General features: G+C 71.6%; 18 protein-coding genes. 8 read left to right on the top strand and 10 right to left on the bottom strand.

Annotation, left to right across the window (positions count from 1 at the left end; all coding sequences use genetic code 11):
• Window positions 1–203: 203 nt before the first annotated feature.
• From egtD to OG792_RS17085, 5 genes are all read right to left on the bottom strand, one after another.
• A complete protein-coding gene (gene egtD / locus OG792_RS17065) occupies window positions 204–1169 on the bottom strand; it encodes an L-histidine N(alpha)-methyltransferase (RefSeq protein WP_329110750.1) in 966 nt (321 codons plus the stop codon).
• Complete coding sequence (egtC, locus tag OG792_RS17070) at window positions 1166–1951, bottom strand: ergothioneine biosynthesis protein EgtC (protein WP_329110751.1); 786 nt, start codon at window positions 1949–1951, stop codon at window positions 1166–1168. Before egtC ends, egtD begins: the two co-directional genes overlap by 4 nt.
• A gap of 49 nt (window positions 1952–2000) precedes the next feature.
• The gene (egtB, locus tag OG792_RS17075; RefSeq protein WP_329110752.1) at window positions 2001–3326 is read right to left on the bottom strand and encodes an ergothioneine biosynthesis protein EgtB; all 1326 of its coding nucleotides are present in this window, start codon (window positions 3324–3326) and stop codon (window positions 2001–2003) included.
• Entirely contained in the window at window positions 3323–4564 is a 1242-nt protein-coding gene (gene egtA / locus OG792_RS17080; RefSeq protein WP_442932480.1) for an ergothioneine biosynthesis glutamate--cysteine ligase EgtA, read from the bottom strand. Before egtA ends, egtB begins: the two co-directional genes overlap by 4 nt.
• A 130-nt stretch (window positions 4565–4694) precedes the next feature.
• Window positions 4695–5249 (bottom strand): carboxymuconolactone decarboxylase family protein, encoded by a 555-nt coding sequence (locus OG792_RS17085; RefSeq protein WP_329110755.1) that lies wholly within the window; start codon window positions 5247–5249, stop codon window positions 4695–4697.
• A 170-nt stretch (window positions 5250–5419) separates the two neighbouring features.
• Here OG792_RS17085 and OG792_RS17090 point away from each other — a divergent pair, with 170 nt between their 5' ends.
• Both OG792_RS17090 and OG792_RS17095 read left to right on the top strand, forming a co-directional pair.
• Window positions 5420–6913: a serine/threonine-protein kinase gene (locus OG792_RS17090; protein WP_329110756.1), complete on the top strand. Its 1494-nt coding sequence runs from the start codon at window positions 5420–5422 to the stop codon at window positions 6911–6913.
• Window positions 6914–7050: 137 nt separating this feature from the next.
• Entirely contained in the window at window positions 7051–8313 is a 1263-nt protein-coding gene (locus OG792_RS17095; RefSeq protein ID WP_329110757.1) for a nucleotide sugar dehydrogenase, read from the top strand.
• Window positions 8314–8331: 18 nt separating this feature from the next.
• Here the strand turns inward: OG792_RS17095 and OG792_RS17100 are convergent, their stop codons facing one another.
• Window positions 8332–8925 (bottom strand): pentapeptide repeat-containing protein, encoded by a 594-nt coding sequence (locus OG792_RS17100; protein ID WP_329110758.1) that lies wholly within the window; start codon window positions 8923–8925, stop codon window positions 8332–8334.
• Between the two features lie 53 nt (window positions 8926–8978).
• Window positions 8979–9941, bottom strand: a complete 963-nt coding sequence (locus OG792_RS17105; protein ID WP_329110759.1) for an NAD-dependent epimerase/dehydratase family protein — start codon at window positions 9939–9941, stop codon at window positions 8979–8981.
• A gap of 223 nt (window positions 9942–10164) precedes the next feature.
• Between OG792_RS17105 and OG792_RS17110 the strand changes: the two genes are divergently transcribed.
• Genes OG792_RS17110 through OG792_RS17120 form a run of 3 tightly spaced genes read left to right on the top strand, consistent with a single transcriptional unit; the run spans window position 10165 to window position 13489 of the window.
• Window positions 10165–11166 (top strand): NAD-dependent epimerase/dehydratase family protein, encoded by a 1002-nt coding sequence (locus OG792_RS17110; protein ID WP_329110760.1) that lies wholly within the window; start codon window positions 10165–10167, stop codon window positions 11164–11166.
• Window positions 11163–12239, top strand: a complete 1077-nt coding sequence (locus OG792_RS17115) for an MraY family glycosyltransferase (protein ID WP_329110762.1) — start codon at window positions 11163–11165, stop codon at window positions 12237–12239. Before OG792_RS17110 ends, OG792_RS17115 begins: the two co-directional genes overlap by 4 nt.
• Window positions 12240–12292: 53 nt before the next feature.
• Window positions 12293–13489 (top strand): LCP family protein, encoded by a 1197-nt coding sequence (locus OG792_RS17120; RefSeq protein ID WP_329110763.1) that lies wholly within the window; start codon window positions 12293–12295, stop codon window positions 13487–13489.
• 17 nt (window positions 13490–13506) lie between these two features.
• On the opposite strand, the gene OG792_RS17125 is transcribed toward OG792_RS17120, so the two are convergent.
• Window positions 13507–14433, bottom strand: a complete 927-nt coding sequence (locus OG792_RS17125) for a 1-aminocyclopropane-1-carboxylate deaminase/D-cysteine desulfhydrase (protein WP_329110764.1) — start codon at window positions 14431–14433, stop codon at window positions 13507–13509.
• 106 nt (window positions 14434–14539) lie between these two features.
• Here OG792_RS17125 and OG792_RS17130 point away from each other — a divergent pair, with 106 nt between their 5' ends.
• The 3 genes from OG792_RS17130 to OG792_RS17140 all read left to right on the top strand — a co-directional run bounded on the left by OG792_RS17130 (window position 14540) and on the right by OG792_RS17140 (window position 17858).
• The gene (locus tag OG792_RS17130) at window positions 14540–14746 is read left to right on the top strand and encodes a hypothetical protein (RefSeq protein ID WP_329110766.1); all 207 of its coding nucleotides are present in this window, start codon (window positions 14540–14542) and stop codon (window positions 14744–14746) included.
• Window positions 14747–15028: 282 nt separating this feature from the next.
• Window positions 15029–17743, top strand: a complete 2715-nt coding sequence (lanKC, locus tag OG792_RS17135) for a class III lanthionine synthetase LanKC (RefSeq protein WP_329110767.1) — start codon at window positions 15029–15031, stop codon at window positions 17741–17743.
• The gene (locus tag OG792_RS17140; protein WP_329110768.1) at window positions 17730–17858 is read left to right on the top strand and encodes a SapB/AmfS family lanthipeptide; all 129 of its coding nucleotides are present in this window, start codon (window positions 17730–17732) and stop codon (window positions 17856–17858) included. Before lanKC ends, OG792_RS17140 begins: the two co-directional genes overlap by 14 nt.
• A gap of 77 nt (window positions 17859–17935) precedes the next feature.
• Here OG792_RS17140 and OG792_RS17145 read toward each other — a convergent pair whose 3' ends face one another.
• Both OG792_RS17145 and OG792_RS17150 read right to left on the bottom strand, forming a co-directional pair.
• Window positions 17936–18535, bottom strand: a complete 600-nt coding sequence (locus OG792_RS17145) for a response regulator transcription factor (protein WP_329110769.1) — start codon at window positions 18533–18535, stop codon at window positions 17936–17938.
• Window positions 18536–18718: 183 nt separating this feature from the next.
• Window positions 18719–19324: a response regulator transcription factor gene (locus OG792_RS17150; RefSeq protein ID WP_329110770.1), complete on the bottom strand. Its 606-nt coding sequence runs from the start codon at window positions 19322–19324 to the stop codon at window positions 18719–18721.
• Window positions 19325–19454 lie beyond the last annotated feature (130 nt).

The raw sequence follows: 19454 nt of genomic DNA on the forward strand, positions 1-19454 counted from the left end.
TGAACAGCCTGGTCGAAGGTCTCGCCCGCCTCACCGTGGTGAGGCCGCGTGGCCGGATGCTCGCGCACCAGTATGTCGACCACGACATTGGGAGCTACTCCCCTTCGCGTGACCGATCCTAACCGATCCCCGCCGACCGGGGGCGCCGGCCCGTCGACCGGGCCGGCGCCCCGTACCGGCGGCCGGCGCCCAGGTGGCGGAGGTCAGGCCACCTGGGCGAGGACCAGCGCGAAGAGGTCCCGCTCGTCGGTCCAGCAGGACCGGACGAGGAAGCCGGCCGAGACCAGCTCGGTTGTGATGCCCTCGGGCCGAAACTTCGCCGACACCTCGGTCCGCATCTCCTCCCCCTCGACGAAGTCGACGTCGAGGTCCAGCACCCGGACCCGGCTCGGCCGACGCGCCCGCAGCCGCATCTCGATCCACTCGTGCTCCGAATCCCAGAGCGCCACGTGCTCGAACGCGTCCGGATCGAAGTCCGCCCCCAGCTCGCGGTTGATCACCGCCAGTACGTTGCGGTTGAACTCGGCGGTCACCCCGGCCGCGTCGTCGTACGCGGGCACCAGCACCGCCGGGTCCTTGACCAGGTCGACCCCGAGCAGCAACCAGTCGTCGGTCTCCAGCGCCGACCGCATCGACCGCAGGAACCCGGCCCGCTCCACCGGCAGCAGGTTGCCGATCGTCCCGCCGAGGAACGCCACCAGTCGGCTACCGCCGGTCGGCAGCCGGTCGAGCTGGTGGGTGAAGTCGCCGACCAGTCCCCGGACCCGCAGTCCCGGGTACGCCTCGGCGATCTCGGCGGTGGACTGGCGCAGCGCGCTGATCGAGACGTCCAGCGGTACGAAGGTGCCCAGCCCGCCGTGCCGGGTGAACGCGTCCAGCAGCAGCCGGGTCTTCTCCGACGACCCCGATCCGAGCTCGATCAGTGTCTTGGCCCCGGTGATCCGGGCGATCCCGTCGGCGTGCTCGGCCAGGATCGCCCGCTCGGTCCGGGTCGGGTAGTACTCCGGCAACCGGGTGATCTCCTCGAACAGCTCGCTGCCCCGCGCGTCGTAGAACCACTTCGGCGGCAGCCACTTCGGCCGTGCGGTCAGCCCGACCCGTACGTCCTCGCGCAGTGCCCGGGCCAGGTCCTGCTCTTCCAGGTAGATCTCCAGCGGATCCGCGGTCACGCCAACTCTCCGATCGGTCGCAGGTGCAGGTCGTTGGTGGTGGCGACGACCAGTTGGCCGTCCGGTACCCCGGTCCAGGCCGGGTCGTCGTCGAGCGGTTCGGAGCAGATCAGCACCGAACCGGGGCGGCTGCGTACCGACAGGGCGTGTCCGGCGGTGGACGCGACCGCCGTACGGCCGTCGGTGAGCATCAGGTTCAGTCGCGCTCCCGGTACGGCGGCGGCGACCATCCGTACCGTCGCCGCGACTGCCAGGTCCGGTGGCACGCCGGTACGGAGCCGGTGCCGGACCAGCGCCCAGAGCAGCGCCGCGTCGCTGGGCGCGTCGAGGGTGAGCAGGTCCCGCAGCGGCAGTCCCTCGGCCAGCGGCACCAGGCTCTCCGGCCAGCCGGGCACCACCCCGTTGTGGCTGAACAGCCACCGGCCCTCGGCGAACGGTGCCGCCGCCGTCTCCACCACCGGCATGCCGACGGTGGCGGAACGGACCGCCGCCAGCACCGCCCCGGACCGGGTGGACGCGGCCAGCGCGGGCAGGGCCGCGTCCGCCCAGATCGGGGTCGCCCGGCGGTAACGCACCGGTTCCGCCGGTACCCCGATCGGCCGCGCTTCCCCGGCCTCCGGGCCGTCCGGGTACCAGCCGACGCCGAAGCCGTCGGCGTTGACGGTCCCGCCACCGCGCATGTCCCGGGGCGCCCAGGACTGCCGGACCAGCCCGTGCGGCGGGTCGAAGAGCAGCGCCGCCAGGGGTGCCGGCGGTCCGAGGTAGACCAGGTGCCGGCACATCAGCCGACCGCCGGGGGCGGCCGGAGGCGACCGTACGCGTGCGGTCGGCTCACCCGGCGGTCTCTTCCGGTCGGGGGTCGCGGGCACAGCGGAAGCCGCTGAAGATCTGGCGCCGGATCGGCAGGTCCCAGTTGCGGAAGGTGCCCCGGCAGGCCGACCGGTCGGTGCCGAAGGAGCCACCCCGCAACATCCGGTACGAGTTGCCGAAGAACACCTCCGAATACTCCCGGTACGGGAACGCGCTGAAGCCGGGGTACGCCTCGAACCCGCTGGACGTCCACTCCCACACGTCCCCGATCAGCTGGTGCACGCCGAGCGGCGAGGCACCCGCCGGATACGCCCCGACCGGTGCCGGCGACAGCAACCGCTGGCCGAGGTTGGCCTGCTCCGGGCCCGGATCGGCGTCACCCCACGGGTAGCGCCGGGACCGTCCGGTGGCCGGGTCCCAGCGGGCCGCCTTCTCCCACTCGACCTCGGTCGGCAGCCGCTTGCCGGCCCAGGCGGCGTACGCCTCGGCCTCGTGGAAGCAGACGTGCACCACCGGCTCGTCCATGACCAGCGGTGAGTACCGGCCGAAGCGGAGGTAACCCCACTGCGTCCCGTCGTGCCGCCAGTGCAGCGGCGCGGTCAGCCCCGCCTCCTGCCGGTGCTGCCAGCCCGGCCCGCTCCACCAGCGCTCGTCGTCGTAACCGCCGCCGGTCAGGAAGGCCAGGTACTCGCCGTTGGTCACCGGGGCCGCGTCGATGAAGAACTCCGGTACGTCGACCACGTGCGCCGGGCGCTCGTTGTCCAGCGCCCAGGGGTCGGTCGAGGTGCCCATGGTGAACCGGCTGCCGGGCACCCGTACCTCGCCGGAGACCGGCACCAGCGCCGGTGGCGGCGGGGGCGCGGCGAGCGCCGGTGGACCGATCCGCAGCTGGTGGGTGGCGAGCATGGTCTCGTCGTGCTGCTGCTCGTGCTGCACGATCATCCCGAACGCGAACCCGTCGGTCACCAGCCGGCGGTCGTCGAACCGGACCCCGTCGAGCAGGTCGAGCACCTTGTCCCGGACGGTGCCCAGGTAGGACCTGGCCTCGTCGGGCCGCAGCAGCGGCAGCGCCGGCCGGTCCCGGCGGGGCTGTTTGAACGCGTCGTACAGGTCGTCGATGTCGCGCCGGACCGGCTCCCGGCCGCCGACGTCGCGGACCAGCCAGAGTTCCTCCTGGTTGCCGACGTGGGCCAGGTCCCAGACCAGCGGCGACATGATCGGTGAGTGCTGACGCATCAGCTCGGTCTCGTCGACCGCCTCGGTGAGCAGGGCGCTCCGGTTGCGGGCCCGTTCCAACTCGCCCGCGATCCGTACCCGGAGATCCTGGTCCGATCCCGCAGTGGTCATCGTTGTCTCCCGTCCGCGGCGCCCAGTCGCCGCTGCACGATGTGGCTGATCTGGTCGCGGGTCGCCGGCTCCAGGTCGGTCCGGTCCAACGCCGCCAGGCCGATCCGCAGGACGGCGAGGGCCGCCCGGGCCAATGCCGGGTCGGCCAGACCGTGCCGGGCCGCGGCGTCCCAGCGGTCGAGCACCGGCTCGCACGCCTCCCGGGCCAGACTCAGCGCGTTGTCGTCGCCGAGTAGCGCGGCGAGCACACCGACCGGGGCGATCCACTCGCCCGGTGGCTGCGCGTCGAGGTAACGGACCTCCAGGTAGCCGCGGGCCCGTACCGGGGGGAACAGGGTGCTGATGTGGTAGTCGAGGTCCTCCTCGGTCGGCGGTCGGGGCAAGGCGCCACCGATCCAGTCGCGAAAGGTGATCCCGTCCGGCACCCGCCAGTCACCGTCGGACCGTCGTACGCACAGCAGTGGCGCACCGAGGGTGTAGGCCGACCAGGCGGCGACCGGGTCGGTGCCGGCACGGGCCACGGTCCACGCCGGCCGGGTCCGGGGCGGGTCGATGGCGAACCAGGCCGCCATCCGGGCCGAGGCCCAGCCGGTGTCGCTGCCGGCGTGGTGCCGGGCGGTCGCGAACGCGGCGAGCAGCGGTGGTCCGAGCCAGTGGAGTGCGTCCCACCGGGTGCGGAAATTAGCGGCGGTGCCGGCGTCGAGGCACACCTGCAATCCGGCGGTGCTGTACATCATGGTCCGCCCGGCCGGTCCACGCCGGTCGAAGGCGGTGCGCATCGCCCGGTAGCGGGGCGTGTCCACCACGGGGGTGGGCGAGCGGTACGGATCGATGCCGCTGTGGCCGAGAGTCAGGCCGGCGGTCGCCAGCAGTTCGGTGAGCCGATCGATGTCGGTGCTGGTGTGGGCGTACAGGGCGCGTAGTGAGCGGTGCGGGGCGGAGGAGATCTCGACCTGTCCGCCCGGCTCGACGCTGATGGTGCCGTGTCCCGGCAGCGGCGACGCGGCGCCGGCCGGATCGAGGGTCTGTGGTGCGTGTGGTCCGAGGGCGGCCCGTAATCGGTCCGGGTCGACCGGTCGGGCCGGGTCCGTGCGGTCGTGAACGGTCCATTCCAGTTCGACGCCGCTGAGCATCGGGGGTCCGGTCTTGAAACAGATCTTCGCCAGGTAGCCCTCCGCGTCGGACAACTCGCGCAGGACGGCCGGCGTGTCGAGTTCGGCCGGTATCACGACATCGATCTCCCTACGTTGGATCGACTGGAACTACCCTCGCCGTCGTTTTCCAACCCGACCCTCGCCGGCCGGGTTCTCGGGAGTGCCACCTCCTCGTGTCTACCAGACGAACTCCGACCCTCAACGCGAAACGGACTCACGATCCGTTGGCCATCGCGGTCGGGGTGTAACCGTGGGTGCCGAGCGACTCCCCCATCTCGCGGTACGCGTCCACGTCCGGCGGCAGCCAGGTGGCCAGGCCGTCGACGTACCGGTTGTACATGCAGAAGGCGGCGGCGATCAGCACGGTGTGGTGGATGGCCTGGTCGTCGGCGCCCTCGGCGCGGGCCGCGGCGACCTCCGCCTCGGTGACCGAACGTCCGCCGCCCTGCACCTTGCCGGCGATGGTCAGCAGGGCCCGCAGCTTCGGGCTGACCGGTGCCCGGTCCCCCTCGACCCGGACCAGGTCGACGGTCTGGGCCGCCGGACCGAGCATGAACCGGGCGGCGGCGCTGTGGCTCTCCACACAGAACTCGCACTCGTTGAGGTTGGACACGTGCACCGCGATCAACTCGCGCTCCTGCGGGGTGAGCGAGGACGGCCCGCGCAGCAGCACCTGCGCCAGGCCCAGCAGGTGCTGTGCGGTCTCGGGGTACTGGGCCAGCGGTCCGCTGATTCCGGGCAGTCCTTCGGGCAGGTCGATGTGCGCCATGGTCGCCTCTCGGTCGTCGGTGGGGGTTCCCGTACTCGGTCGGGCGGACGATCGTCGCGCCCGAATCGAACCAGACAACAATTACCATCGATTGATCCAGGACCCAACCGTTCCGTCGATGCGGTATGGATCGAGGAGTGACCGGACGCCGACTTGGGTAGGACACGATCGTGCTGGCCCCGGGAGTCCTCCTCAACGACCGCTACCGACTCGACACACGCCTCGCCACCGGCGGGATGGGTGACGTGTGGCGCGGGACGGACCTGCTGCTCGCCCGAGAGGTCGCGGTCAAGGTGTTGCTGCCCGCGCTGGTGGCCGAGCCGGACTTCATCACCCGCTTCCGGGCCGAGGCCCGGATGATGGCAGCCCTGCACCACCCCGGAATCGTACAGGTGTACGACTGTGGTGAACAGGTGGGCGACGGGGACGGTCAGGCCGACTATCTGGTCATGGAGTACGTGGCCGGCGTTCCGCTCTCCCGGCAGATCGAGTCGGCCGGCCGACTCGACGTCGAGCAGACGCTGTCGGTGGTGGCGCAGACGGCACGGGCCCTGGACGCCGCACACCGCAACGGCATCGTGCACCGGGACGTGAAGCCGGGGAACCTGCTGGTCCAGCCGGACGGCACGGTGGTCCTGGTCGACTTCGGGGTCGCCCGCTCGGCCACCATGACCCGGATCACCAGCACCAACGCGGTCCCCGGCACCGCCCTCTACATGGCGCCGGAGCAGGCGGCGGGCCGCCCGGTGTCGCCCGCCACCGACATCTACGCCCTGGGCGCGGTGACCTACCACTGCCTCACCGGGAAGCCGCCGTACTCGGGTCGGACCGCGCTGGAGGTGGCGATCCGACACCTGCACGACGATCCGCCGATCCCGCCGGCCGATCTGCCCGCGCCGGTCGCCGCGCTGATCAGCCGGGCGTTGGCGAAACAACCCGAGGATCGGTATCCGAGTGCGGCGGCGTTCGCCGAGGCGGCCGAGGCCGCCCTGACCGCCACCTCCCCCGGCGGCGGAATCGCCCCGGTCGGGGGACGAACTCCGGTCGGCGATGGGCCGGTCGGGGGCGGGTTGGGCGGCGGCATCGCGGGGGCGTGGTCGGCGGGGACGGACGGCGGGGTGGGGACGGGGACGTTGGCCGAGCTGCCGGTCGCGGGGGACCTCGGGCACGGTCCGGGCGGCCCGGTGGACGCGGTGGCCGGCGGCCCGGTCGGTGCTCGCCCGAACCGACCGTCCCGTCGTCGCGGTGTCGTAATCGCCGGTGCCGCGACACTGCTCGCGATCGGTGCGCTGTTGGGCGTACTCGGGTTCGGGCTCGGTGACGGCGACACGGGGCGAAAGCCGCCGGTCGAGCCCAGCGCCACCGGGGCGGCACCCGGCGTCGGCCCGAGCGCGGGCGCCGACGAGGACGCTCCGGAGCCGTCCGGGCGTACCTCCGGTGTGCCGGGGCCCGGCGCGCCCTCGGGCCCGGCGCCGACCGACGCGCCCCCGGCCTCGGCCAGCGCGGCGCCGAGTGCCACCCCGAGCCCGGCACCGACGTCCGCCCCGCCCACGGCGAGCCCGACGGCGGAGCAGACCCCGGCGGCGCCCGGTACCGACCCGCCCGGTACGCCGGATGCGCCGGCCGTGCCCCAGCTCCCGGTGGCCTCGCCGGGCATCCCCTGACCGCCCCGGGGACGATCACCGATCGGCCGCATGGCCACCGACCAGGCCCAAAAACGCGAGATATCCTGTTTCATACTTGTGCCGCCATAAGTCGCCATAAAGTGCGGGTTACCTGGTTACAGCCCTAGGAGCCCCGCATGAGCGTTGAGAAGCTGGTCGTCGTCGGTCAGGGGTATGTCGGCTTACCACTGGCGATCCGGGCGGTCGAGTCCGGCCTCGACGTCGTCGGTCTCGACCTGGACGACAGCCGGGTGAAACGCCTCGGCGCCGGGGAGTCGTTCATCGAGGACATCTCCACCGCCCGGCTCGGCGCGGCGCTCGCCACCGGGCGGTACCGGCCGAGCAGCGACTACGCCGACGCGCGGGACTTCGACGTGTGCGTCATCAGCGTGCCGACCCCGCTGCGCGACGGCGCCCCGGACCTGAGCTATGTCGAGCGCGCCGGTACGTCCATCGCGCCGTACGTCCGGCCGGGCTGCACGGTCATCCTGGAGTCGACCACCTACCCCGGCACCACGGAGGAACTGCTCCGGCCGCTGCTGGAGGAGGCCACCGGCCTGCAAAGCCCCGGCGACTTCCACCTCGGCTACAGCCCCGAGCGGATCGATCCCGGCAACCCGACCTGGCGGCTGGAGAACACCCCGAAGGTCGTCTCCGGGGTGGACGCCGACGCCCTCGCCCGGGTGGACGGCTTCTACCGCCGGATCGTCGAGCAGACGGTCGCCGTCGACTCGACCAGGGTGGCCGAGCTGACCAAGCTGATCGAGAACACCTTCCGGCAGGTCAACATCGCACTGATCAACGAGCTGACGATGTGTGCCAGCGAGCTGGGAGTCGACGTGTGGCAGGCGATCGACGCCGCCTCGACCAAGCCGTTCGGTTTCATGCCGTTCCGGCCCGGCCCCGGCGTCGGCGGCCACTGCCTGCCGATTGACCCCTGCTACCTGTCCTGGCAGGTCAAACGGACACTGGGACGGCAGTTCCGGTTCGTCGAGCTGGCCAACGACATCAACCACGAGATGCCGCAGCACGTGGTCGGGCGGCTGATGGTGGGCCTGAACAGGCAGGGCCGCACGATCAACGGGGCCCGGTTGCTGCTGGTCGGCCTCGCGTACAAGAAGAACACCGGGGACATGCGGGACTCCCCGGCGGTCGAGGTGGCCGCCCGGTTGCGGGCGCTCGGTGCTGAGGTCCGCGCGGTCGAACCGTACGCCGAGCCGCACCACATCCCGGTCGGGGTGACGGTGGTGGACCTGACCGAGGCCGAGGTCGACGCCGCCGACGCGGTGCTGATCGTGACCGATCACGACGGTCTGGACTACGACATGATCGGCCGGAGCGCGACGTACGTCTTCGACAGCCGCAACCGGTGCCGGGGGCGCGCGGTCGAACGGCTCTGACACCGGTCCCGGCGAGGGTCAGCGGACCTGTAGACCGAGGGTCTGTGCGACCACCACCGCCTGGGCCGCGTCGATGATCGCGTCGGTCAGTTGGGCGGTGCCCGGATCGAGCGCGCTCAGGTCGCTGCCGCGCAGGTCACAGCGGACGAGGTTGACACCGTGCAACTGGGCGCCGGACAGGTCGACGTCGATCAGGGCCGCCTCGGCACAGTTGGCGGCGGTCAGGTCGACCTCACGCATCCGTACGCCGGTGAAGGTCACGCCGCGCAGGTCGGCGCCGGACAGGCCGACGAACGACCAGTCGCCGCCGGACACCCGCAGCGGGCGCAGCGCCGAGTCGGTGAAGGTGCTGCCGACCAGCTTGCAGCCGGTGAACTCGGCCTCGAAGAAGTTGCAGCGGGTGAAGGCGCAGCGCAGGAAGGCCGAGTCGGTGTGTCGGGACGCGTTGAACTTGACGTTGCCGAAGGTGCAGCCCTGGAACACGGTGCCGCGCGTCGACGCCTCCATCAGGTCGACGTGCAGGAAGGTGCAGCCGACGTAGGTGTTGTCGGTGAACTCGTCGCCGTACCAGTCCTCGTTGCGGAACGTCTCGCCCTCGATCGTCTTCGTCACCACGGCAGCCTAGTGCCGGGGTACGACACGGACGCCGACCAGGACCGGTCGACTCAACCGGCGGCCGGCACCGGCTCCGGGGCGTACCGGGACAGGCCCCGGTACCAGCGGAGGGTCTGCGCCAGCCCGTCGTCCAGTGGCACCGGGCGGATCGCCGGGAACAGGGCGGTGAGCCGGGTCGAGTCCGCCTGCGACTCGCGTACGTCGCCCACCCGGGCGGGACCGTGGGTGACCTCCACCGGATGGCCGACCAGCGAGGCGAGCTTGCCGATCAGGGTCAGCAGGGAGACCCGGTTGCCGTACGCGAGGTTGACCGGCACCGTCGAGGTGACCCGGCGTACGACCGCGTCCGCGAGCACCTGGGCGACGGTGCCGACGTAGGTGAAGTCGCGGCTCTGGGCCCCGTCGCCGTGCACGTTGAGCGGCTCACCGCGCAGCGCGGCGTCCACGAAGGCGGGGATGACCGCCGCGTACGCGTGCCCGACCGACTGCAACGGCCCGTAGACGTTGAAGAACCGCAGCGCGAGGGTCGGCACGTCGAAGGCCGAGTGGTACGCCAGCACCTGCGCCTCGGCGGCGAGCTTGCTGGCCGCGTACGGGCTCATCGGCCGGGTGGCGAGATCCTCGTGCTTGGGCAGTTCGGCCACGGATCCGTAGACCGAGGACGACGAGGCCGCGACCAGGTAGGTGCCGGCTCGGCGACAGGCCTCCAGCAGGTAGAGGGTGCCGGTCGCGTTCGCCTCGTGGCTGGCCACCGGGTCGGTCAGGGAGCGGGGTACCGACGGGCGGGCGGCCAGGTGGATGACGGCGTCCATGCCGTCCACCAGTTCGTCGAGCAGCGCGCGGTCCAGGATCGAGCCGGTCACCAGCCGGACCGGGAGGTCGGCCAGGTTGGCCGCGAAGCCGGTGCTCAGGTCGTCCAGCGCGACAACTTGTCCGATTTCCGGCCTATCTACCAACTCTCGGCAGGTATTGGCACCGATAAAGCCGGCTCCACCGGTAACAAGGACTCTCACCCGATATCCCTCTCTACACGGAACGAGTTAGACACCCTGGACATCAGGCGACACCAACGCAATGAACCGCTTATGGCACCCCAGAGTTGTTGATAAACGATCATGCCGTACGAAATCGCAGTTTGTCGTGTCTTGGCGATGGTATATGGCCTATCGTGCTCAACGGGGCCGAATTCCACCGAGACTCGCGTCACGGCAGCGAGTGCTACAGAAGGGACGTTCCATGCCAAGCGGCACGATTCTGGTCACCGGCGGAGCCGGATTCATCGGCTCGCACCTGGTGGACGCGCTACTGGCCCGAGGCGACCGGGTGGTCGTCCTGGACAATCTGTCCACCGGGCGGATCGCCAACCTGGACCAGGCATCGACCCATCCTGACCTGCACTTCGTCCAAGGTTCGGTGCTCGACGAACTGGTCGTCGACGAACTCGTGCACCGGTGCGACACCGTCGTCCACCTGGCCGCCGCGGTCGGGGTCAAACTCATCGTGGAGCAGCCGCTGAAGTCGCTCACCACGAACATCCGCGGCTCGGAGATCGTGATCGAGGCGGCGCACCGCTACCGTCGCAAGATCCTCATCGCCAGCACCTCCGAGGTGTACGGCAAGAACTCCCGTGGCCCGCTGACCGAGGACGCCGACCGGATCCTGGGCAGCCCGACCGTGGTGCGCTGGGCGTACAGCACGGCCAAGGTGGTGGACGAGATCCTCGCCAACGCGTACCACCGGGAGCGGTCACTGCCGAGCATGGTGGTCCGGCTGTTCAACGTGGTCGGTCCCCGGCAGAGCCCGGCGTACGGCATGGTCATCCCGCGCCTGGTCCGCCAGGCGGTCCGGTCCCAGCCGCTGACCGTCTACGGCGACGGGTCGCAGACCCGCTGCTTCGCGCACGTGACCGACGTGGTGGGCGCGCTGATCGACCTGCTCGACTGCGACGCGGCGATCGGCGAGACGGTCAACGTCGGCTCCCCCGCCGAGATCAGCATCCTCGACCTCGCCTGGCGGATCGTGAAGGCCAGCCAGAGCGGCTCGGACGTGCGGCTGGTGCCCTACGAGGCGGCGTACGGCGCCGGCTTCGAGGACATGGCCCGCCGGGTACCCGACATCACCAAGCTCACCCGCATGATCGGTTGGACGCCCACCCGCTCACTGGACGACATCCTGCGCGAGACCGTCGCCGAGGCGCGTGCCGAGGAGGCCGCCCGTACCCAGATGCTGCCGGCGTGAACGTGCCCCTGCCGGCCGCCGAGACCGCCGTCGGCGCACTCGCCGCGCTGCTGCTGGTCGCCGTACTCGTGGAGCCGGCGCGGCGGGTGGCGCTGCGCTGCGGTCTCACCGACCGACCCGCACCGCACAAGGCACACCGGCGGGTCACGCCGTACCTCGGCGGGGCGGCCATCGTCGTCGCCACCCTGGTCCCGACCGCCGCCCTGGTGGACCTCGACCGGTCCCGGATCTGGCTCGTGCTCGGCGCCGCCCTCGGCATCGCCGTGCTCGGGCTGGTCGACGACGCCCGTACGCTCCGACCGAGCACCCGGATGGCGGTCGAGGCGCTGCTGGCCACCGCCGTGGCCCTCGGCGGCGTGCGGCTGAACCTGATCGGCCAGGACCAGCTCGACCTGCTGCTCACCGTCGGCTGGATCATCACCGTCACCAACTCGTTCAACCTGCTGGACAACACCGACGGGGCGCTGGCCACGGTGGCCTGCGCGACCGCGGTGCCGCTGTCGGTCTTCGCCGTCGTCGCCGGCCAACCCGACCTGGCCCTGCTGCTGCTCTGCCTGGCCGCCGCCTGCACCGGTTTCCTGCTGCACAACGCCGCACCCGCCCGGATCTTCATGGGCGACAGCGGATCCCTGTTCATCGGCTTCCTCGTCGCGACCGGCGCGGCACTGGTCGCGCCCGGACGAGCGACCGTGGACCGATCCTCGATCCTGCTGCTGATCGTCTTCGTCGCCGCCGTCGACACCGGACTGGTGCTGGTGTCCCGGCAACTGGCCGGCCGGTCGTGGCTCCAGGGCGGTACCGACCACGTCGCGCACCGGTTGATCCGTACCGGCGTCGGACCGCACGCGCTGCTCGGCACCCTCTTCATGGCCACCTCGACGGCCGGGCTGATCGCGGTGCTGGTCTCGGCCGGGGTGGTGCCGGGCCGTACCGCCCTGCTCGGCGCGCTCGGGGCGGCGGCCGTGCTGATCGTGCTGCTGTTGCAGGTGCCGTCCGGCTACGGACAACCGGCCCGGCACGCCCGACCGACGACCGCGGCGGCCCGACGCGCCCGCGACACGGTGCGAGGCTGACCGACGGTGGACGCGGTACCGGGCTCGGCCCACCACCCGGGCGGTGCGGTCGGATGAAGGACGGCCTCGAATTCCTCTTCGACGGCATCACCCCGCGACCGCCACGGCGGGCACCGGAGGATCCGGACAGGCAGCGCTGGGCCCGACGGCTGCGCCGGCTCGCGCTGACCGCGACCATCCTGGTGTCGGCCGGTACGGTCGGCGTGCTCGCCACCGGCTACCTCACCAGTTCCGACCTGTCCGGCCGGGTAGCCCGCCTCGGTGAGGTGTTCGGCGGCGTCGAGGCGGCCGAGCGCCCGGTCACCGCCGAGGCGGTGACGAGCGGCCGGAGCATCCTGGCCATCGGAGCCGAGCTGCGCGGACCCGGTTCGGACAGCGATCCGGACAGCGATCCGGACAGCGGTTCGACCGCCGGTTCCGCGAACGGACCGGGCGACGGGCCGATCGACGCGCCCGCCGACGATCCGGCACCCGGCGGGGTCGGGCGTCCCCCGGCCGGCGCGGTCATGCTGATCCGCTTCGACCCCCGGGACGACTCGGCCTCGGTCATCTCGATCCCGTACCTGACCAGGGTGGACGTGCCCGGTCACGGCCGTACGACGATCGCCTCGGCCCACACGCTCGGCGGCCCGACCCTGCTGGTACGGACGGTCGAGCAGCTCACCTCGGTCCGGGTCGACCATTTCATGGTGGTCGACTTCGACGAACTCGCGCCCGTCGTGGACGTGCTCGGCGGAGTCGACGTGACGGTCGCCGCCGACATCACCGACCGGACCGGCGTACGTTTCCGGGCCGGCGTCAACCGCCTGGACGGCGCTCGGGCGCGGGCGTACCTGCGTCAGCCGGACGACCTGCCGGACGGGACGGCCGATCGGACGCAACGCCGGCAGAACCTGCTCCGGGCGGTGCTGACCAGGGTGGCTTCGGCGCAACCGGATGCCGACGCGCTGGAGAACTACCGCCTGCTCGACGCCGTGACCCGGGCGGTCTCGGTGGACGACCGGTTCGGCCGGGACGAGCTGCGCGATGTCGCGCGAGCGGCGGCCGGGGCGTCCAGGGGCAGCATCTGGTTCCTCGTCGCGCCGACCCGCAGCACCACCGGTGGCGGGGTTGAGGGGGCTGGGTCGGAGCCGTACCTCCTGCTCGAACCGGGCCGGAGCGTCCGGCTCTGGCACGCGTTCCGGACCGGCACCGTCGAGGCGTACATCTCGGCGCATCCGGAGGACCTGCTCAGCACCAATCCCGGCTGAGCGCCCGGCGCCGCGGCTCAGCCGGTCAGTACGGCGACGACGGTGGTGCCGGGTGCGAATCCGCCGGCGGCGGCCAGGGCGAAGATGCCGTACATCATCTTCGCCGGGTAGATCGGGTCGAGGGTCAGGCCGTGCCGGGTGGCGAAGTCGGCGGCGAAGACGTCCAGTTCGGGGCGGCGCCGCGCGTACCCGCCGAAGTGGAAGTCGTGCTCGATCCGCCAGTTGGCGGTCACCGATCCCGTCGCCGCGCCCTGCAACCGTTCCACCTCGGCGGCCAGGAACCGCCCGCCCTTCAGCGCCGAGAAGCCGATCGCCGACCGGCCCGGTGGCAGACCCACGGCGACACCGGCGAGCGTGCCCCCGGTGCCGACCGGTACGCAGACGACGTCGAACGGCTCGGTGATCTCGGCCGGCAGTTCGGCGCAGCCGCGTACGGCGAGCGAATTGCTGCCGCCCTCCGGTAACAGGTAGTGCTCGCCGTACTCCGACCGCAGCCGGGCCAGCAGCTCCGGCGCGTCCTTGTCGCGGTAGTCGGCCCGGTCCAGGTACGTCAGCCGCATGCCGCGACCCACCGCGTACGCCAGCGACGGGTTCAGCGGCAGGTGTGGCTCGCCCCGGATCACCCCGACGGTGGCGAACCCGAAGTACGCGCCGGCCGCCGCCACCGCCCGGATGTGGTTGGAGTACGCCCCACCGAAGGTCACCAGCGTGCGGAAGTCGCCCTGTCGCGCCGCCAGCAGGTTGTGCTTCAGCTTGCGCCACTTGTTGCCCGGCAGCTCGGGATGGATCAGGTCGTCCCGCTTGACCAGCAGCCGTACGTCGTGCCGGGCCAGCCGGTCGTCGGCCAGTTCGGTCACCGGGGACGGCAACCGCAGTCGGACCTCCCGGCTCCACCATGTCCCGTCCGCCACCCCGGTCGGCCCCTCTCCGTGTTCGACGGTCACGGTAACCGACCGTGGTCGATCGACGCCGTCCGGTTCGCGTTTGCGTGACCGGGCGTACGGGGTATCAGAAGCACGCAGATCCAGGCTCTCGGACGAGGAGGCAACAGTGCGCATCGGATCAGCAGGAGCGGCCATCCTTGTCATCTGGTTGATCATCGGAGCGATAGCCGCGGGTCAACGCGGCTACTTCGACAACTCCAACGACAACTGCGCGGAGGCCGGCACCACGGTCGTGACGATCATCGCCGGCCCGCTCAACTATGTCGGACTCAACCCCAAGGTCAACTGCGAGGTACCGCAGCCGTCGAAGTAACCGACCTCCCCCACAGCGACACTCCGGCCAACGGGCCGGTACGCGGAATCCCTGTCCGCGTACCGGCCCGTTGGCCGGTTCACGTCCATGCCGTTCGGGGGCGGCTCACACCCACGCCGCCGGGACTGCGCGCGCCGCGCTGACATTTGTCACCGGTCACCGTGCGTCCCGCACGCGGGACGATGACTTAGCACACTAGAGGCCCGGCCGTCCCGTACACGAGACTCGAACCGCCGATCGAGTCTAGGAGTCCCGCAGGGATCCGCCGGAGGAGCCGCGACGATGGACGAACGCTACGACGCGTACTGTGCGGCCGACCCACTTTTCTACGACTCGCCCGCCACCACGGGCGCGACCACCGCCGAGTTCGCCGTCGCGGCCCGCGCGGTGCCGGCCGGCTGGCAGCGGGAACCGAAGGACGACTGGTACGTCTACGGACCCGTCGGCGGCAGCCTGCCCCCGCAGGGCTGGAAGATCCACCTGTCGGCCACCCTGGAGAACGCCGACCGGGTGCTCGCCACCGCCTGGGACTACTGCGTGCCGCGCGGGCTGTCGTTCAAGTTCCTCCGTGGGCCGCGCCTGTTGCTGCTGCGCAACGCCAAGTACGCGCCGCGCGGCTCCAGCGGCAAGTTCGTCACCATCTACCCGGCCGACCCGGACGAACTCGAACTGGCCTGCAAGGAACTCGACGAACGGCTCGCCGGTGAGGCCGGGCCGTACATCCTCAGCGACCTGCGGTACGGCGCCGGACCGGTGTTCGTCCGCTACGGCGGCTTCGCGGCCCGCTACTGCCTCTCGGCGCACGGCCAGGTCGTCCCGGCGATCGCCGACCCGGACGGCACCCTCGTGCCGGACCGGCGGGACCCGGTGCCGCACCTGCCGGACTGGGTGACGTTGCCGGACTTCCTCACCCCGCACCTCGCGGCGCGCAACGCCACCACCACCGGCGACCTGCCGTACAAAATCGACCGGGTGATCCATTTCTCCAATGGCGGTGGCCTCTACGTCGGGCGGGACCTGCGCACCGACACCCCGGTGGTGCTCAAGGAGGCCCGCCCGTACGCCGGACTCGACGCCACCGGGACCGACGCGGTGACCCGGCTGGCCCGCGAGGGCGACATGCTGCGCCGGCTGGCCGACGTGCCGGGACTGCCCGGGGTGCACGACGAGTTCGGGTTGGGCGAGCACCGCTTCCTGGCCCTGGAGTTCGTCGTCGGCCAGCCACTGAACCGGGTCCTGGTCGAGCGCTACCCGTTGATCGACGTCGACGCGGACGCCGACCGGCTGGCCGCGTACGCGGACTGGGCGCTGGGGGTGTATAGCCGGGTCGAGGCGATCGTCGACGCCATCCACGAGCGCGGTGTGGTCTACGGCGACCTGCACCTGTTCAACGTCATGATCGGGCCGGACGACCGGGTCACCCTGGTCGACTTCGAGGTCGCCGCTCCGGTCACCGAGCCGGGTCGACCCGGCCTGCGCAACCAGGGCTTCGCCGCGCCGCGCGACCGCACCGGCTTCGCCGTCGACCGGTACGCCCTGGCCTGCCTCCGGCTGGCGCTGTTCCTGCCGCTGACCCAACTGGTCCGACTCGCACCGGCCAAGGCCCGGCACTTCGCCGACATCATCGCCGCCCACTTCCCGGTGCCCCGCGCGTTCCTGGACGAGGCGGTCGCGGAGATCACCGGCCCCACCCCGAAAGCGGCTGACGTCACCGGCGACGCGGACGTCACCGGTGACCGGGCGGCGGCGGACACCGACCCGCTGGAGTTCTCCACCGAACCGGGCGACTGGCCGGGACTGCGTACGCGACTGGCCGGGGCGATCCTGTCCAGCGCCACCCCGGACCGTCCGGACCGACTCTTTCCCGGTGACATCGAGCAGTTCCGCGCGGGCGGCCTCAACCTGGCCCACGGCGCCGCCGGTGTCCTGTACGCGCTCGCGGCGGCCGACGCCGGCCGGTTCCCCGAACACGAGGACTGGCTGGTCCAACGGGCACTCGATCCACCCGCCGGCAGCCGGGTCGGCTTCTACGACGGGCTGCACGGGGTGGCGTACGCGCTGGAACACCTGGGCCACCGGCAACGGGCGCTCGACGTACTCGACGTCTGCCTGCGGGAACCGTGGACCCGACTCGGACACGATCTTGCCGGTGGCCTGTCGGGAATCGCGCTCAACCTGGCCGAACTGGCCACCCGCACCTCCGAGCCGGGGCTGTGGGAGGCCGCCTGGCAGGCCGCCGAACTGGTCGCCGACCGGATCGGCGGGACCGACGACACCGGGGGCCGGACCAGTGGCGGGCAGCATCCGTACGCCGGGCTGACCCGGGGTCGGTCCGGCCCGGCGCTGATGTTCCTGCGGCTGTACGAGATCTCCGGTGATCCGGCCCTGCTCGACCTCGCCGCCACCGCGCTGCGCTGGGACCTGCGGCGCTGCGTGGTCCGCCCGGACGGTGCGATGGAGGTCGACGAGGGCTGGCGGACCATGCCCTACCTGGCGCACGGCAGCGTCGGCATCGGGCTGGTCCTCGACCAGTATCTGCGGCACCGCGCCGACGAGCGGTTCGCCGAGGCCGCCACGGCAATCCGACGGGCCGCCCGGTCGCCGCTCTACGTCCAGTCCGGACTGTTCGCAGGTCGGGCCGGCATCGTCGTCTACCTCGCCGCCCGCGCCGCCGCCGGCCTTCCCGATCGGGCCGAGGTGGACCGGGACCGGCACGAGCTGGCCGGGCAACTGCGACGGCTCACCTGGCACGCGATGCCATACCGGGACGGTCTCGCGTTTCCCGGCGAAAAGCTGCTGCGACTCTCCATGGACCTCGCCACCGGCACCGCGGGCGTACTGCTCGCGGTCGCCGCGGCCCGGTCCGACCGGCCGGTGACGCTGCCGTTCCTCGCCCCCTGGAACCAGCCGCACGCCCCGGCCCGAAGCTCCCTCGCGTCCGCGAGGGTGGACAACCGATCGAACGAGGATGAGGTGGCACGACATGGCGCTTCTTGACCTACAGGGTCTGGAACTGACCGCGGACGAGCTCAAGAGCACCGACCCCGGCGGAAGCCGGGCGAGCCTGCTGCTCTGCGGCGACAGCTCGCTGTCCCTGGTGACCTGCAACTGATCGGTGCGACACCGCCCTGGGTGGGTGCCAACGCACTCACCCAGGGCACCCTTCTGTTCGGCAGCCCTGCCACCCGGTCAGATCCAGCCGCCCTCGCGGGCGATCCGCACCGCCTCGATCCGGGTCCGCGCGCCGGCCTTGGCCGCGATCCGGGACAGGTGATTGCGTACGGTTCCCGGCGACAGCCCGACCCGCGCCGCTATCTCGACCACCGGTGCCCCGTCGGCGGCGATCTCCAGCACCTCGGTCTCCCGTAGGGTCAGCGGGCTCTCCGTGTTGAGGGCGGCGACGACCAGGTCGGCGTCGACCACCGGTTCGCCACGGGCGAGTCGGCGTACCCCGTCCACCACGCGTTGCGGGGTGACATCGTTGCCGAGGAAGCCGACGGTGCGGCTGCGGGCGTGCAGCGCGCCGCCGAGTGTCCGGGGCCGCCGGGCGTCGACCAGCACGAGCAGCGGACAGGAGTGTTCGTAGCGGAGCGAACCGGCGGGGCCGCCGGTGCCGAGCAGTTCCGAGTCGACCACGGCGACGTCCGGGCGTCTCGACCGGATCGCCGGCCCGACCTGCTCGATCCGATCGAGCTCGGCCACCACGTCGATATCGTCCTCAGTGGCCAGTACGAAGGCCAGCGCGCCACGGATCAGCGCACCGTCGAGGGCCAGCAGCGTCCGGATCAATCTACCGTTACCTCTCCCGCGGTCGGGGTGGCGTCGAAAGGCAGTTCGGGCGGCTCAGAGCGACAGAGTCAGCATATGTAGGGATTTAAGCACAAACATTCGCGTCCCGCCCAGCGGCGCGATGGCAGGTCCCACCCGCTGACGCGACGGCAGGTCCCACCCGCTGACGGGACGGCAAGCCGGTCACAGCCAGCCGTCGCGCTGTGCCCGCCGGACCGCCTCCAACCGGTTGCGGCCACCGGTCTTGCGCAGGATCACCGTCAGATGGTTGCGGACCGTCCCGTACGCCAGGCAGAGCCGGCAGGCGATCTCCCGCAGCGGCAGACCCTCCGCCGCCGCCCGCAACACCTCCCGCTCCCGTACGGTGAGCGGGCCGACCGGTGGACTCAGCGCGGCGACGGCGGCGGCCGGATCGATCACCCACTCCCCCAGCGCCACCAACCGGAGCGACCGCAGCAGTTCCGCCGGCGGCAGGTTCTTGTCGACGAACCCCCGTACACCCGCGCGCAGCGCCGCCTGGAGGATCCCCGGACCGGGCCGGGCGCTCATCGCCAGCACCGCGACCCCTCGCGCGGCCGGGTCGAGCTGCCGCAGGACGTCGAGCGGGTCGCGACCCGACGGTCCGATGTCGATCAGTACGACGTCGGGCCGTTCCCGTCGTACCGCGGCGACGATGTCGGCCGACGGGTCGAGGTCCCCCACCACCTCCAGGTCGTCCTCACTGGAGAGCACCATCCGCAGCGCACCCCGGAGCAGCCCCACTTCCTCGACGATCAGCACGCGGACCACGAAGCCTCCCGATCTCGGCGCCCGGCCGGCAAGGACCTCTTCGTGTCGACTGGACCGACCGACATCGTAACGACATGTGATGCCGCATGCACGGTACGCAATGGATGATCGCTGGCGTACGGTCCCGCAC

The organism is Micromonospora sp. NBC_01699 (assembly GCF_036250065.1).
Taxonomy (GTDB): domain Bacteria; phylum Actinomycetota; class Actinomycetes; order Mycobacteriales; family Micromonosporaceae; genus Micromonospora_G.